This is a genomic window from Bradyrhizobium sp. LLZ17 (assembly GCF_041200145.1).
Lineage (GTDB): Bacteria > Pseudomonadota > Alphaproteobacteria > Rhizobiales > Xanthobacteraceae > Bradyrhizobium.
Genome location: NZ_CP165734.1, coordinates 1573731 through 1588081, shown reverse-complemented (window position 1 = coordinate 1588081; position 14351 = coordinate 1573731). Strand labels below are relative to the sequence as shown.

Genomic DNA, 14351 nt, shown 5'->3' with positions numbered 1-14351 from the left:
GATCAGGCTCTATTGCCGCGAGGCGATGATCTCGAGCGCGCGTGCACCCGGGATCGGCTGATCTACAGGCAGCTTGAGGAAATCGCCGGGCTCGCCGGCGAGCGCCTTGTCGAGCAGGCCGGTGTAGCGCCGCCGCGAAATCTCCGCCGCACCAAAGCTCTTCAGATGCTCGGTGACATATTGCGTGTCGAGCAGCTCGAAGCCGCCATGGATCAGCCGCGCCACCAGATGCACCAGCGCGACCTTGGACGCATCGCGCGCGGTGTGGAACATGCTCTCGCCGAAGAAGGCGCGCCCCAGGCTCACGCCGTAGAGGCCGCCGACGAGATCGTCGCCCTGCCAGGCTTCGACGCTGTGGCAGTGGCCGAGCTCGTGCAGCCCGCCATAGAGGTCGCGGATGCGCTTGTTGATCCAGGTGTCCTCGCGTCCGGCCTGCGGCGCGGCGCAGCCGGCGATCGTCGCCTTGAACGCGGTGTTGACGGTGACGCGAAACGCATCGGAGCGCACCGTGCGGGCCAGCCGTGACGTAACGCGAAAACCGTCGAGCGGAATCACGCCGCGCAGTTCCGGCTCGACCCAGAACAGGGTCGGATCATCGGCGCTCTCGGCCATCGGAAAGATGCCGCAGGCATAGGCGCGCAGCAGCACGGCCGGCGTGATTTCAGACGAGGCGGAGTCGCGCGAAGTCATGGCCCGATATTAGCAGGATCGCGGTGCGCGTGCGATGGGGACGATCCCCCGAGCTGGATCAACTTGCTGCCGCGCTGTTCACAGCGCCGGGCGCAGCGGGCACGCGACGGAATCTCAGGATGATGCGGGTTCCGGCATGCGTGGGATCGCGCTCCACCGTGGCGTCCAGCTTGGAGGCCATGGCTGCGACGATGCGCTGGCCCATGCCCGTGGAGCGCGGATCGGCCTTCGCCTTGTCGCCGACGCCGTCGTCGGTGATCGAGAGCAGGAGATCATCGCCCCGCGAGGTCAACTCGACATGAATGGGGCCGGCGCCGTCCGGATAAGCATATTTCACCGCGTTCATCACCAGCTCGTTGACGATGATGCCGACGGCGACCGCACGGTCCGGATCAATCTCGATCGGCTCGGCTTTCAACGTCAGGCGCGACATCCGGTTGCCTTCGGCCGAGCGGCGCAGATCCTCGAGCAGCGAGTCCAGATACTGGTTCAGCACCACGCTCTTGAGATCCTGCGAGGTGTAGAGCCGGCGGTGCACCTGGGCAACGGCAGCGACACGGCCCATCGCATTGGTCAGCGCCGCCTTGACCTCGTCCTGCGCGGCGGAGTTCGCCTGCAAGTGCAGGAGCGAGGCGATGATCTGGAGCGAATTGCCGACGCGGTGGTTGACCTCGCGCAGCAACAGCTCGCGCTCGGCGGCGAGCGCCGCGTAGCGGTCGCGCGAAGCATGGACCTCGGCCTCGGCTTCCTCGCGCGCCCGCTGCACCTCGGCCTGGCGCAGCGCGCCTTCGGCTGCGACATGCAGCAGCGGGATGAAGTCGCCCCTGACATCCTTGACCAGATAGTCGGCCGCGCCCGCCTTGAGGGCGGTGACGGCGATGCTGGAATCCTGCGAAGCGGTGACGAACACCACCGGCGGTGCATCAGGAATCGCCATGATCTGCTCGAGCGTCTCGAGCCCGTCGAGGCCCGGCATGTACTGGTCAAGCGCGACGACGTCGATGCGGCCCTCGCTCTCCGCACGGCGAATGCGCTCCAGGCCTTGCTCGCCGCTTGCGGCATGGACGACCTTGTAGCCGCGCCGCGTCAGGCCGCGATCGACCAGGCGCGCCAGCGCGTCGTCGTCGTCGATATAGAGGAGTGTTGGCATTCGCTGATTCATGAGGCGGCGGGGGGACCTGAATGACTGAGAAGAACAGGCCGAGTTGCCGGATGGCGTTGGCGAAATTCTCGTAATTGACGGGCTTGGTGATGTAGACGTTGCAGCCGAGCTCGTAGCAACGCTTGATCTCCTGGGAATCATCGGTCGTGGTAAGCACCACCACCGGCGAGGCCTTGAGATAGTTGTTCTCCTTGATCTGCTTCAGGATATCGATCCCGCTCATGTCGGGCAGGTTGAGGTCGAGCAGGATCAGAAGCGCCTTGCCTTTCTGGACAAGCCCGCTGCGGTCGGCACCGAACAGGTGCTTCATCGCGTCGGTGCCATTGGGGAACGACACGATCTCGTTGTTGACCCCGGAGCGGCGGATGTTGCGCTCGATCAGCCGCGCGTGTCCCTCGTCGTCCTCGATCATGATGATGGTGACAGGCTGGGTCATCGATCTCTGTTCCGATTGCCGGTGTTCCAGGCGATAGGCAGCGTGATCGTGAATGTACTGCCTGTGTTCAGTTCCGACGATACCGACATGGTGCCCCCAAGACGACGCACAAGTGCACGCACGTGGGCGAGGCCTATGCCCTGGCCCGGCCTGTCTTGGGTTCCCGCGCGGCGGAACAGCTCGAATATCCGTTGATGGTCCTTCGGATCGATGCCCCGACCGTTGTCGCTGATCTCGAAGATAGCGTAACCGAGCTTGGTCCGCCCGCGGATTCTGATTTCGCCGGGAACTCCGCTCTTGAGATATTTGATCGCGTTGTCGATCAGATTGGAAAAAATCTGCTCCAGCGCAAGGCGGTCGCTGACGATGTTGGGCAGCGGTTCGACATGAATTTCGGCGTGCGCTTCGGCCGCCTGATGCGCCAGCGTCGACACGACGGTCTCGATCAGCTCACGCGTGTCGATCTTGACGGGCTGGAATTCGCGCCGGCCCTCGCGGGTCAGATTGAGGATCGCCGAGATCAGGCGGTCCATCTTGGCGATCGACGATTTGATGAAGCCGAGCGCCTCGGAAAAATCCTGCGAAAGCTGGACGTCCTGAGCTTCGAGTGCGATCCCGCCGGGAGTATCGGGTGCTAACGGCGGCCCATCGGCCGGAACGCGGGTGAGGCTGCCGATGCGGCCGAAGATGTCCTTGCCCAATTCCTCGAGCTCGCTGGTGAAGCCCATGATGTTGACCAGCGGCGAGCGCAGGTCATGGCTGACGATATAGGCAAAGCGCTGGATCTCGTCGTTGGCTTCGCGCAGGTCTGCCGTGCGCTCGTCGACGGTCGCCTCCAGGTTCACGTTGGCATCGCGCAGGCGCGTTTCGGCCTGGTCGCGCGCGCCCGCCGAGCGCCGCACCAGCCAGATCGAGAGCAGGGCGAGCACGACCACGAGGCCGGAGCCGATCCCGGTCAGCGAGGCCGCCAGCGTCTGGCTGCGATCGGCATTCGCCGAGCGGAGCGAGAACAGCCGCTCTTCCTCCGCAATCATCGATGTTGCCACCTCCTGGATGGCATTGGTCGAATTGGACGCGGCGGCCTGGCGGAGCAGCGCGGCGGCACTGTCCGGTTCGCCCCGCTTGACCAGATCCATTTCGCGCGAAAATTGCTCAAGCCGGGCTTCGACAGCTTCGCGGAGCTTGGCGATGCTCGCACGTTGTGCCGGGTTGTCGCCGATCTGTCGGGTGAGCTTGTCGAGCGCCTGCGGGATGGCCGCCACCGCCGCATCATGATCGCTGAGGAATTCGGGGCCGAGGGTCAGAAGATAGCCGCGCGCGCTGCTCTCGGCGCGGCGAACCTGCAGAAGCAGGGCATTCACCTGATTTTCCACCTCGATGGTGTGGATCACCCATTTGCTGTCTTCCCGCGCCTTGTTGACGAGGTAGACGGACCCCGCGCTGATCCAGGTCAGCACCAGGAGTCCCGCCGTGAACAGCAGGATCTGCCAAAGCGCGCGCAGCCGTTGCGCCTCGGCGGTCACGACGATCTCGCTTTCTGACGATTAGCGAAGTCCAAAACGCCCCCTTGGAACTGCCCAACCGTCCAGAACGCGATGCGCGCCGAAGGGTTCCAAGGGGGCGGAAATTATTTCCCGCCGGGATCGACCTGGCCGGCGAGATACTGTTCCAGCCAGTGGATGTGGTAGTCGCCGTCGATGATGGCGGGTTGACGGACCAGGTCCCGGAACAGCGGCAGCGTGGTCTCGATGCCCTCGACCACCATCTCGTCGAGTGCCCGGCGCAGCCGCATCAGGCACTCGCTGCGGGTCTTGCCATGCACGATCAACTTGCCGACCAGGGAATCGTAATAGGGCGGGATGGTGTAACCCTGATAGACCGCGGAATCGATGCGGACGCCAAGCCCGCCGGGCGGGTGATATTGCGAGATCCGGCCGGGCGAGGGGCGGAAGGTCTGCGGGTTTTCGGCGTTGATGCGGCACTCGATCGCGTGGCCGATGATCTGGACCTCGCTCTGTTTGGCCGGCAGATCGCCGCCTGCGGCGATGCGGATCTGCTCCAGCACGAGGTCGATGTCGGTGATGCTCTCGGTGACGGGATGCTCGACCTGGATGCGGGTGTTCATCTCGATGAAGTAGAACTCGCCATCCTCGTAGAGGAATTCGATGGTGCCGACGCCGAGATATTTCATCTCGCGCATCGCCTTCGCGCAGGTCTCGCCGATCTTCGCCCGTGCAGCGGCGGCGAGAACGGGCGAGGGACCTTCCTCCCAGACCTTCTGGTGCCGGCGTTGCAGTGAGCAGTCGCGCTCGCCGAGATGGATCGCGCCGCCGCGGCCGTCCCCGAGAATCTGGATCTCGATGTGGCGCGGCTTCTGGAGATATTTCTCGAGGTAGACCGAGGCGTCGCCGAAGGCGGATTTGGCCTCGTTGGCCGCGGTCTGCAGCGCCAGGGCCAGGTCAGCCTCGCTTTGCGCGACCTTCATGCCGCGGCCGCCACCGCCCGCCGCCGCCTTCACCAGCACGGGAAAGCCGATCTTCTTCGCGATCGCCATCGCGTCGTCTTCGGGGCCGACGCCGCCGTCGGAGCCGGGCACGACCGGGATACCGAGCCGCTTGGCGGTTTTCTTGGCCTCGATCTTGTCGCCCATCAGCCGGATGTGCTCGGCCTTCGGCCCGATGAAATGCAGATTGTGTTCGGAGAGGATTTCCGCGAAGCGCGCATTCTCCGACAGGAAACCGTAGCCGGGATGGACCGCATCCGCGCCGGTGATCTCGCAGGCTGCCAACAGCGCCGGCACGTTGAGATAGCTGTCCTTCGAGGGCGGCGGCCCGATGCACACGCTCTCGTCGGACAGGCGCACATGCATGGCGTCGGCGTCGGCGGTGGAGTGCACGGCGACGGTCGCGATCCCGAGCTCCTTGCAGGCCCGCAGGATGCGAAGGGCGATCTCGCCGCGATTGGCTATGAGGATCTTGTCGAACATGGTGCCTCAGCGGGCGAATGGGGAGGAGCGAACGGCGGATGACGAATAGCGGTAAGGAATGGGGACACCATTCGCTATTCGCTACTCCCCATTCGCTTTACTCAATAATCACCAGCGGTTCGCCGAACTCGACCGGCTGGCCGTCCTCGACCAGGATCTGCGTCACCGTGCCGGCCCGCGGCGAGGGGATCTGGTTCATGGTCTTCATGGCTTCGATGATCAGCAGGTTCTGGCCGACCGAGACTTTGCTGCCGATCTCGATGAAGGGCTTGGCGCCTGGCTCCGGCGCCCAATAGGCGGTACCCACCATCGGCGAGGTCACGGCGCCCGGATGTTTCGACATGTCCGCAGCCGCGGGTGCGGTCGCCGCCGCGGCGACCGCCACAGGGGCGGCATGCGCGACCGGAGCGGGCATGGTCGCGGCAACGCTGATGTTGCGCGCGACGCGCAGGCGCAGGCCGGCCCGTTCGATCTCGATCTCGGTGAGGCTGGTCTCATCGAGCAGCAACGCAAGCTCGCGGACGAGTGCGGAATCCTCGCTGGAAAACTTTGCGGCTGCTTTATCGTCTGGCTGGCGCGCCATGTTGTTTGATCCGAATGTTCTGTGTGATGAGGAGCGTCAGGCTTTGGGCTTGATGCCGAGCTTGGCGGCAAGGCCCTGGATGGCGAGGCGGTAGCCCTCGATGCCGAAACCGCAGAGCGAGGCGAAGGCCGCGCGCGCGGTGTAGGAGTGGTGGCGAAAGCTCTCGCGGGCGTGGATGTTGGTCACATGCACTTCGACTGTCGGAATCTGCACCGCGAGCAGCGCGTCGTGCAACGCGATCGACGTGTGCGAATAGCCGCCGGCATTGATGATGATGCCCTTCATCTTGCGCGCATGCGCCTCGTGGATGAAGTCGATCAGCTCGCCCTCGCGGTTGGACTGCCGGCAGTCGGCCTTGAGACCGAACTGCGCCGCCGTCGCCCGGCACAGCGTCTCGACGTCGGCCAGCGTGTCATGACCGTACTTCTCGGGCTCGCGCGTCCCCAGCATGTTGAGGTTCGGCCCGTTCAGGACGAGGATCGTATCGGTTGCAGGTTCGGCCATTCCAATCCCGGCAGAGGTGCTTCGGCGTGGCGGGGGTTATAGGTAACAAAGCGGGCTAGGGGAAGCCTTGAAGGGGCTCCAGGGCCGCTTCAAGCCCCTCATCCAGGACGCAAAAACCTGTGCGGAAACTACGGAAATTGCTTGTTAACCAGCCCGAACCATGGCTGCCGGCGCCAATGCGAAGGGGCGGGCATTGCTGCCCGCCCCGGACGTTAACCGCGATCCGCCTTACACGTCGAGTACGGCGACGATCTCGTAGGTATTGGGGTCAACGATCACGATCTGCTGGTGCACCAGCACGTACCTGTAGCTCCGCCACTCCGGATAAATCGTGGCGACACGGGACGGCAGCGGGTGAAGCTCGATGCCTTCGCGCGGAACGCGGGTGCCGACCGAAATCGCGAAGTTGACGTTGTTCACGGGAGCCACGTGCTCGTCGCGGATCACGGACGTGATCTGGGTCCGCTGCTCGGTCGAGAGCTTGGCGCCGGCGGCGGCCTGGCCGACCGTGGTGTTGGTGCTGCTCTGACCCTGAGCATTCCGGTTGGTGCTGGTGCCGGTCTGGCCCTGAGCGTTCTGGTTGGTGCGCTCGGTGCCCTTCATGTTCTCGGCATTGTTGGTGCTGCTGGCGCCGCTCTTGGTGCCCTCAGCCTTCATGTCCTTCTGGTCCTTGCCGGACTTGCTGGTGTCCTGGCTCATGCTCTTGGACTTGTCCTGCTGACCCTGCGCGCGTTCGTCGGAGCGCTGGCCCTTGGTCGCGCCGGACTTCTCCTCAGCCGCGTTCTTGTTCATCTCGCGGCCGGAGCGCTCGTCCTTGGACGCGCCGGAGGATTTGTCCTCGGCGGACGTGCCGGACTTCATGCTGCTGGAGCCGCCGGCCTGGCCGACCGTGCCCTTCTCATGGCTCGATTCCTTGCCCATCGAGCCGCGCTCGGTGGCGCCGCCGGAGGACTGCGAGTGCTGCATCGGCTGTGCGCCGGCGCCGCCGCTCTCATTCTTCATCGTGCCCTGTGCGTTCGCCAGACCGGTGCCTGCGACGAGCGCGAGTGCGGCAACCGAAATCATAAAGCGGTTCAACATCGTATTCTCCTCACGTGTTTCCTTGCGTCATTGCCCGCGCCACCAACGAAAGGAGATTTGAGTTGTTCCGGAACTTCGGCTGTTCCGCGGCATTTGTTTCTTAAACGCGGGATGAACGTCCGCGCCGGATTCACGCCAGGATTTGTGCCGCGCTTTGGGCAACGAAAAAGGCCGGCTTTTCAGCCGGCCTGGTTGCATGCGTGAAGTTGTAGGAGGTTTGACCAGCAAGTCGCCTTGTTAACAGGTCGCCTTGTTAGCAGGTCGCCTTGCCGCAGCGGGCCAGGCCGATCTTTTCCTTGAGGCCGTCGAGCCCGATGGCGCCGACCACGATCTGCTTGCCGATCACGTAGCTCGGCGTTCCGTTCATGCCCATGGTCTCGGCGAGCTTGAAGTTTTCCTCGATGGTGGTGCGCACTTCCGGACTGGCGATGTCCTTTTCGATTTTCGCGGTGTCGAGGCCGGCTTCCTTGGCGGCTTGAAGCGCGCGCGCCTTGTCGGCCGGGCCGCGGCCGCCGAGCAGCTTCTGGTGGAAGTCGAGATATTTCTTGCCGCTCGGATCCTGCATCCGCACCGCGACCGCGACCTGGGCGGCCTCGACCGAGCCCTGGCTCAGCACCGGAAACTCCTTCAGCACGACCTTCAGCTTCGGATCGGCCTTCATCAGGTCGAGCATGTCGCTCATCGCACGCTTGCAGTAGCCGCAATTGTAGTCGAAGAACTCGACGAAGGTGACGTCGCCGTCCTTGTTGCCGAGCACGACCTGGCGCGGCGAGTTGAAGATCGCATCCGAGTTCTGGGCGATGCTGGCTTCGTGCTTCTGGGTCTCGGCCGCGGCCTGACGCTTGCTGAGCTCGGTCATGGCCTCCTCGAGCACCTCGGGATGGCTGACGAGATAATTCTTGATGATCGCTTCGATGTCGGTGCGCTGGGCATCGGAGAAGCTGTCGGCCGACGCGGGCACGGTTGCGCCAAACATGGCGAGCGCAAACAGCGCGGGAGCAAGCAGGCGCAGCGAAGGCATTGGCAAATCCTCTTATCCAGAGCAGGTTTCGAAAAAGCGTCCCGGGGGACCTAAACGCGGTGTCGTAGCGTCATGGTGGCAGACATTGTAACAAGGGTAACAAGGCGTCGTTCTAGTTGCGCGGCGGTTTCGACGCCACGATGTCGTCGGCCCTGACCCATCCGGGCGTGCCGACGGCGAATCTGGTTTTCGCGCGCGTGGCGAGCTCGCGGGCGGTCTTGTTGTCGCCGCGCAGGTAGGCGGCCTGGGCCGATGCGAGATCCGCCTCGGCGTAGTCTCCCTTCCGGCCATAGGCCATCGCGAGCTGCATGTAGCCGAGCGGCGCTTCCGGCTCGCGCGCCACCGCGGCACGGAGAATCCGAATGGCGTCGTCCGTGTAGGCCTTATTATCGGTTCCAACCAGAGCCTGCCCAAGTAACATCTCGATGAGCGGCGCGTTGTTCGATAGCGCGACAGCCTTGCGCAGGGGAGCGATGGCGTCGGCCGGCTTGCCGCTCTCCAGCAGGGCCTGGCCGCGGACCTCGTAGAAATACGGGTTATTCGGCTGGGCCTGGATCAACGCGTCGATCTGGGCGAGGGCGCTGCGCAGATCGCCGTGCAGATAGGTGCTGATGGCGCGGGCATAGCGCGCCGGCATGGTGTCGTTGGTCAGGGGATAGCGGCGATAGACCGTCTCCGGCCGCTCCATGAAGGCGGAGATCTTGGCGCGCACCATGTCATGGCGGAGCTGGAGGGCAGGATCGTCCTTCTTGTCCCAATAGGGGCTGGTGCTGGCGAACTCCTGGAGGGCCGCGACGCGCTCCGCCGGCATCGGGTGCGACTGCAGATAGGGATCGGCGCCGCGTGCGGCGAACAGGCTCTCGCTGGTGAAGCGCTTGAACGTCTCGTACATGCCCTTCGGCGACTGCTGCGTCGCGGTCAGGAATTTCACGCCGGCGCGGTCGGCGTTCTCCTCCTGCTGGCGCTGGTAGGACAACAGCGAGCGGCGGATCATCTCCTGCGGTCCGGCAATGACAGCTGCGCCCGCATTGGCAAGCCCGTTGTTACCGGTGCTGCTCGAGCCGCGGCTGGCACCGGCGACCAGCGCACCGGCGCCGAGCAGCATGGCAATGATCATCTGGGTCTGGGCGGTGGCGAGCTGCTCGCGCATCTTGGACAGATGGCCGCCCGCCAGATGTCCGGTCTCGTGCGCAAGCACGCCGATGATCTGGTTCGGCGTCTCCGACTGAAGGATCGCACCATAATTGACAAAGATGCGGCGGCCATCGGCGACGAACGCGTTGAACGAGTTGTCGTTGATGATCACCATCTGGATGTTCTGCTTCTCCAGACCGGCGACGCGCAGGATCGGGCGGGTATATTCGCGCAACAACTGCTCGGTCTCGGTGTCGCGCAGGACCGGCGGTCCTTTGCCGCCTTCCTGCGCCCGTGCCATGGAGAACGGTGACAGCACCATCGCCGCCGCCGTCACGAGGGCGGTCAGCGCCGAGGCCTTCTTGCGCAATGCGATCTGGAGCAACATCAAACGGTCTGGGTCAAACGGTCTTCAAGGGCATCTGGTTTTTGGTGATTGGCGGGGGACCGGATAGGCGATATGCCCTTATGAGCCGTATAATGCGGCCAGTCTGGGGCGCAAGCGCCCGGTTTCCCGGACCGGACGGACCGTTCCGCCAGTGAATAGCAGAAATCGATGCACGATGCGACCTTGAGGAACCGGGCGGGGCAGTGGCTTGAGCCGTCCCGCCGCAGCGATGTTCCCCCGTTCATGGTGATGGACGTGATGGCGGCCGCGGCCCGGATCGAGGCGGCCGGCGGCCATGTCATTCATATGGAGGTCGGCCAGCCCGCGGCCGGCGCGCCGAAGACGGCAATTGCGGCTGCGCATGCGGCGCTCGAAGCCGCGCGGATCGATTATACCTCGGCACTCGGCATCCCCAGCCTGCGCGAGCGCATCGCGCGGCATTATCGCGATGCCTATGGTTGCATCGTCAGCCCCGAGCGGATCGTGGTGACCACGGGCTCATCCGGTGGCTTTATCCTGGCCTTCCTCTCGATGTTCGAGCCTGGCGATCGCGTCGCGGTGACTGTGCCGGGCTATCCGCCGTATCGCCACATCCTCACCGCGCTCGGCTGCGAGCCGGTGCTGATCGAGACCACCAACGAGACGCGACACGCGCTGACCGGTGAGGCCTTGCTCGCCGCCCATCGCAAGGCGCCGCTCAAGGGCGTGCTCGTCGGCAGCCCCGCCAATCCGACCGGGACGATGATGTCGAGGGAGGCGCTCTCCAGCCTGATCGCCGCGGCGGAAGATGCAGGCATCCGCTTCATCTCCGACGAGATCTATCACGGGCTTGATTACGCCTTTCCGGCGGTGACGGCGGCAGAGCTATCCGAGCACGCAGTGGTGATCAATTCGTTCTCGAAATATTTTTGCATGACGGGATGGCGCGTCGGCTGGATGGTGGTGCCCGACGTCCTGGTGCGCCCGATCGAACGACTCCAGCAGAACCTCTCGATCTCGGTGCCGTCGCTGTCGCAGATCGCCGCCGAAGCTGCGTTCGACGGCGCGGCGGAGATGGAGGAGATCAAGCACGGCTATCAGGAGAACCGCCGCATTCTGATCGAGGGATTGCCCAAGGCCGGCCTGACCCGATTCCTGCCTGCGGACGGCGCCTTCTACCTCTATGCCGACGTCTCGGGCTTCACCTCCGACAGTTTCGATTTCGCCAAGCAGATGCTGGACCAGGCCGGCGTTGCGGCGACCCCCGGCCTCGACTTCGATCCCATCCATGGCCGCTCGTTCATACGGTTGTCCTATGCGCGCTCGGCCGCGGAGATGCGCGAGGCAGTTGACCGGATCGCTCACTGGCTTAAATAGCCGCGAGTTTCGAACAGCCTTCCGGAGTGCATCTTGTCTGACCAAACCGTCGAATCCGCCGCTACGCCGCATTTTCCTCTCGCCGCATTAGTGTGGCCCGCCCGACCGGGCGAAACTGCAGGCCGCTTGCGCGGATTTGTGCTGGTCGCGCTCGGCACCGCGCTGATGGCGCTCTCCGCCAAGGTCAGCCTGCCGCTGCCTTACGTGCCTATGACGTTGCAGACGCTCGTGGTGCTGATGATCGGCGCCGCCTACGGCTGGCGTCTTGGCAGCGCAACCATGGTTGCCTACCTCGCCGAAGGCGCGATGGGGCTTCCGGTGTTTGCAGGTCCGGTTGGTGGACTTGCGCCGCTGCTCGGCCCGACCGCCGGCTATCTGTTCGGTTTCGTTGGCGCCGCCTTCGTCACCGGCTGGCTCGCCGAGCGGGGCTGGGATCGCAGCGTGGTCTGGCTGTTCGCAGCGATGGCCGTCGGTCATATCGTCATTCTCGCCGCCGGTTTCGGCTGGTTGGCCTTTGGCCTGGGTCTTGGTGCCACCAAGGCCTGGCAGGTCGGCCTGCTGCCGTTCATCGCGGCGTCTCTGGTCAAGAACGCGCTAGGTGCGACATTGATGCCGGCGGCACGCCGGATCATCGATCGCCGGTAAAGCGCGCAAACCGAGCAGTTCCAATTGACAGGGCCGGCCAAGTTGCTCTTGGCTGGCTCTGAGTTTGAGGGGGAGTGAAACAATGACGACGACAACAATGGCGGGGGCGCCGGTCGCGCCGACCGCCGCAAAGCCGTGGTATAAAATTCTCTACGTCCAGGTGCTGATCGCCATCGTGCTCGGCGCCATCGTCGGCTCATTCTGGCCGTCGGTTGCTACCAACGACTGGATCAAGGCGCTCGGCGACGGCTTCATCAAGCTGATCAAGATGGTGATCGCGCCGATCATCTTCTGCACCGTCGTCTCCGGCATCGCCCACATCCAGGACGCCAAGAAGGTCGGGCGCATCGGCGTCAAGGCGCTGGTCTATTTCGAGGTCGTCTCGACCTTCGCGCTGGTGATCGGCCTCCTCATTGGCAATATCATCAAGCCGGGCGCCGGCTTCGGCAGCGCGGCCGCGAACGCGAACGCGGTTGCCAATTACGCCAAGCAGGCCGAGGGCCAGAGGTCCGTCGACTTCATCCTGCACATTATCCCTGACACCGTGGTCGGTGCTTTCGCGACCGGCGAGATCCTGCAAGTGCTGCTGTTCTCGGTGCTGTTCGGCTTCGCCATCATGGGCCTTGGCGAGCGGGGCCATACCATCCGCAGCTTCATCGACGACGCGGCGCATGCCGTGTTCGGCGTCATCTCGATCGTGATGCGCGCGGCGCCGCTCGGCGCGTTCGGCGCAATGGCCTACACCATCGGCAAGTTCGGCACCGGCGCGATCCTCAACTTGATGGGGCTGATTGCGACCTTCTACCTGACGGCAGCGCTGTTCGTCCTCGTGGTGCTCGGCACTATCGCGCGCATCGCGGGCTTCTCGATCTTCAAGTTCCTGGCCTATATCAAGGACGAGCTGTTGATCGTGCTCGGCACCTCGTCGTCGGAAAGCGCGCTGCCATCCTTGATGGAGAAGCTGGAACGGCTCGGCTGCTCGAAGTCGGTGGTCGGCCTGGTGGTGCCCACCGGCTATTCGTTCAATCTCGACGGCACCAACATCTACATGACGCTGGCGACGCTGTTTATCGCGCAGGCGCTCGGCTTCGATCTTACGTTCGGCCAGCAGCTGACGATCCTGATCGTGGCGATGCTGACCTCGAAGGGTGCCTCCGGCATCACCGGCGCAGGCTTCATCACGCTGGCGGCAACGCTCGCCGTGGTCGATCCGCGCCTGGTGCCGGGCATGGCGATCGTGCTCGGCATCGACAAGTTCATGAGCGAGTGCCGCGCGCTGACCAATCTCTGCGGCAACGGCGTGGCCTGCGTGATTGTCGCCTGGTGGGAGGGTGAGCTCGATCGCGACAAGCTCAACGCGCGGCTGAGCCGGCAGATCGATCCGACGGACATGGAAACCGCCGTCACGACGGACTGATCTGGAAGCCGGGCCGGCCCGCGGTCAGGCCTTGAAGTAATAGGGCTGGTCGAAATCCTCGATCAGCCCTTTCTCCTTTGGCTGCCAGCCGAGCAGAGCGCGCGTCTTGGCGCTCGACGTCGGCACGTCGACGCCGGCGAATCGCGCGAACCAGCCGAAATGGTCGGCCGCTTCTTCCGGTGATTTCGAGACCACGGGCAGGCCGAGCCTTCGGCCGATCACCTCGGCAATCGCCTTGAACGGCACGCCTTCCTCGGCGATCGCGTGATAGCGCGGTGCAGCCGCGCCGTGCTCGAGCGCAAGCCGGTAGACCCGTGCCGCATCGACGCGATGCGCGGCAGGCCAGCGGTTGCCGCCGTCGCCGACATAGGCCGACACACCCTTCTGGCGCGCGAGGTTGATCAGGATCGGGACGAAGCCGTGGTCGCCCTCGCCATGGGTCGACGGCGGCAGCCGGACCACGGCGGCGCGGACGCCGGCCAGCGACAGCGCCGTTGCTTCCGACACGCGCGGAAAGCGATGTGCAGTCTCGTCGTCCTCGGTCGCAACACGGCCAGGCGCAAGCAGCGCAACGCCGGATGTGACGATGAGAGGGCGCTCGGAGCCCTTGAGCTCTTCGCCGAGCGCCAGGATCGCGCGGCGGTCGAGCTCGCAATTGTCCTGGAATTTCGAGAAATCATGGTTGAAACCGAGGTGCAGCACCCCGTCGGCGGCGGCCGCGCCGCTGCGCAATGACGCATGATCTTCCAGCGACCCGCGATGGACCTTGGCCCCCATCGCACTGAGCGCTGCCGCACCGGTATCGGAGCGGGCGAGGCCGAGCACGCTGTGGCCGGCGGCCATCAGGTCCAAAACGACGGCGGAGCCGACAAAGCCGGTGGCGCCAGTGACGAATACACGCATGAGCAATCTCCAGGGTTGGTGGAGGCGACCATCTGCGCTAGGGTTA

At 64.6% G+C, this 14351-nt stretch carries 13 protein-coding genes and 1 pseudogene; 3 read left to right on the top strand and 11 right to left on the bottom strand.

The genetic code is table 11. From position 1 onward, the window contains the following. Nucleotides 1-9: 9 nt before the first annotated feature. The 10 genes and pseudogenes from aat to AB8Z38_RS07885 form a co-directional block, all read right to left on the bottom strand. Nucleotides 10-690, bottom strand: a complete 681-nt coding sequence (gene aat, locus AB8Z38_RS07930) for a leucyl/phenylalanyl-tRNA--protein transferase (protein WP_369724030.1) — start codon at nucleotides 688-690, stop codon at nucleotides 10-12. Nucleotides 691-748: 58 nt separating this feature from the next. Further along, a complete protein-coding gene (locus tag AB8Z38_RS07925) occupies nucleotides 749-1852 on the bottom strand; it encodes a sensor histidine kinase (RefSeq protein ID WP_369724027.1) in 1104 nt (367 codons plus the stop codon). A 7-nt stretch (nucleotides 1853-1859) separates the two neighbouring features. After that, nucleotides 1860-2288, bottom strand: a pseudogene (locus AB8Z38_RS07920) (response regulator); the annotation flags it as partial. Beyond that, entirely contained in the window at nucleotides 2285-3811 is a 1527-nt protein-coding gene (locus AB8Z38_RS07915; RefSeq protein WP_369724024.1) for a CHASE3 domain-containing protein, read from the bottom strand. The gene AB8Z38_RS07915 and the pseudogene AB8Z38_RS07920, both read right to left, overlap by 4 nt. Nucleotides 3812-3915: 104 nt before the next feature. Beyond that, on the bottom strand, nucleotides 3916-5274 hold the full coding sequence (gene accC, locus AB8Z38_RS07910) for an acetyl-CoA carboxylase biotin carboxylase subunit (RefSeq protein WP_369724023.1): 1359 nt from the start codon (nucleotides 5272-5274) through the stop codon (nucleotides 3916-3918). A gap of 97 nt (nucleotides 5275-5371) precedes the next feature. Next, nucleotides 5372-5857 (bottom strand): acetyl-CoA carboxylase biotin carboxyl carrier protein, encoded by a 486-nt coding sequence (gene accB / locus AB8Z38_RS07905; RefSeq protein ID WP_369724021.1) that lies wholly within the window; start codon nucleotides 5855-5857, stop codon nucleotides 5372-5374. A 36-nt stretch (nucleotides 5858-5893) separates the two neighbouring features. Beyond that, nucleotides 5894-6361, bottom strand: coding sequence for a type II 3-dehydroquinate dehydratase (gene aroQ, locus AB8Z38_RS07900; protein WP_369724019.1), 468 nt, complete (start codon nucleotides 6359-6361; stop codon nucleotides 5894-5896). A 228-nt stretch (nucleotides 6362-6589) separates the two neighbouring features. Next, nucleotides 6590-7441, bottom strand: coding sequence for a DUF1236 domain-containing protein (locus AB8Z38_RS07895; protein WP_369724017.1), 852 nt, complete (start codon nucleotides 7439-7441; stop codon nucleotides 6590-6592). 253 nt (nucleotides 7442-7694) lie between these two features. Next, entirely contained in the window at nucleotides 7695-8462 is a 768-nt protein-coding gene (locus AB8Z38_RS07890) for a DsbA family protein (protein ID WP_369724016.1), read from the bottom strand. 112 nt (nucleotides 8463-8574) lie between these two features. Then, nucleotides 8575-9984 carry a M48 family metalloprotease gene (locus AB8Z38_RS07885; protein ID WP_369724014.1) on the bottom strand — a complete coding sequence of 470 codons (1410 nt, stop codon included), beginning with the start codon at nucleotides 9982-9984 and terminating at the stop codon, nucleotides 8575-8577. A gap of 168 nt (nucleotides 9985-10152) precedes the next feature. Here AB8Z38_RS07885 and AB8Z38_RS07880 point away from each other — a divergent pair, with 168 nt between their 5' ends. The 3 genes from AB8Z38_RS07880 to AB8Z38_RS07870 all read left to right on the top strand — a co-directional run bounded on the left by AB8Z38_RS07880 (nucleotide 10153) and on the right by AB8Z38_RS07870 (nucleotide 13402). Further along, the gene (locus tag AB8Z38_RS07880) at nucleotides 10153-11340 is read left to right on the top strand and encodes a pyridoxal phosphate-dependent aminotransferase (RefSeq protein WP_369724012.1); all 1188 of its coding nucleotides are present in this window, start codon (nucleotides 10153-10155) and stop codon (nucleotides 11338-11340) included. 90 nt (nucleotides 11341-11430) lie between these two features. Continuing rightward, nucleotides 11431-11985 carry a biotin transporter BioY gene (locus tag AB8Z38_RS07875; RefSeq protein WP_369726765.1) on the top strand — a complete coding sequence of 185 codons (555 nt, stop codon included), beginning with the start codon at nucleotides 11431-11433 and terminating at the stop codon, nucleotides 11983-11985. 82 nt (nucleotides 11986-12067) lie between these two features. Beyond that, nucleotides 12068-13402, top strand: coding sequence for a dicarboxylate/amino acid:cation symporter (locus AB8Z38_RS07870; RefSeq protein ID WP_369724010.1), 1335 nt, complete (start codon nucleotides 12068-12070; stop codon nucleotides 13400-13402). 24 nt (nucleotides 13403-13426) lie between these two features. Here the strand turns inward: AB8Z38_RS07870 and AB8Z38_RS07865 are convergent, their stop codons facing one another. Beyond that, the gene (locus AB8Z38_RS07865; protein WP_369724008.1) at nucleotides 13427-14305 is read right to left on the bottom strand and encodes an SDR family oxidoreductase; all 879 of its coding nucleotides are present in this window, start codon (nucleotides 14303-14305) and stop codon (nucleotides 13427-13429) included. Between the last annotated feature and the right edge of the window lie 46 nt (nucleotides 14306-14351).

Coding starts and splice junctions, on each gene's coding strand:
- aat (WP_369724030.1), bottom strand. CDS start 690: ATGACTTCGCGCGACTCCGCCTCGTCTGAAATCACGCCGGCCGTGCTG.
- AB8Z38_RS07925 (WP_369724027.1), bottom strand. CDS start 1,852: ATGAATCAGCGAATGCCAACACTCCTCTATATCGACGACGACGACGCG.
- accC (WP_369724023.1), bottom strand. CDS start 5,274: ATGTTCGACAAGATCCTCATAGCCAATCGCGGCGAGATCGCCCTTCGC.
- accB (WP_369724021.1), bottom strand. CDS start 5,857: ATGGCGCGCCAGCCAGACGATAAAGCAGCCGCAAAGTTTTCCAGCGAG.
- aroQ (WP_369724019.1), bottom strand. CDS start 6,361: ATGGCCGAACCTGCAACCGATACGATCCTCGTCCTGAACGGGCCGAAC.
- AB8Z38_RS07895 (WP_369724017.1), bottom strand. CDS start 7,441: ATGTTGAACCGCTTTATGATTTCGGTTGCCGCACTCGCGCTCGTCGCA.
- AB8Z38_RS07890 (WP_369724016.1), bottom strand. CDS start 8,462: ATGCCTTCGCTGCGCCTGCTTGCTCCCGCGCTGTTTGCGCTCGCCATG.
- AB8Z38_RS07885 (WP_369724014.1), bottom strand. CDS start 9,984: ATGTTGCTCCAGATCGCATTGCGCAAGAAGGCCTCGGCGCTGACCGCC.
- AB8Z38_RS07880 (WP_369724012.1), top strand. CDS start 10,153: ATGCACGATGCGACCTTGAGGAACCGGGCGGGGCAGTGGCTTGAGCCG.
- AB8Z38_RS07870 (WP_369724010.1), top strand. CDS start 12,068: ATGACGACGACAACAATGGCGGGGGCGCCGGTCGCGCCGACCGCCGCA.
- AB8Z38_RS07865 (WP_369724008.1), bottom strand. CDS start 14,305: ATGCGTGTATTCGTCACTGGCGCCACCGGCTTTGTCGGCTCCGCCGTC.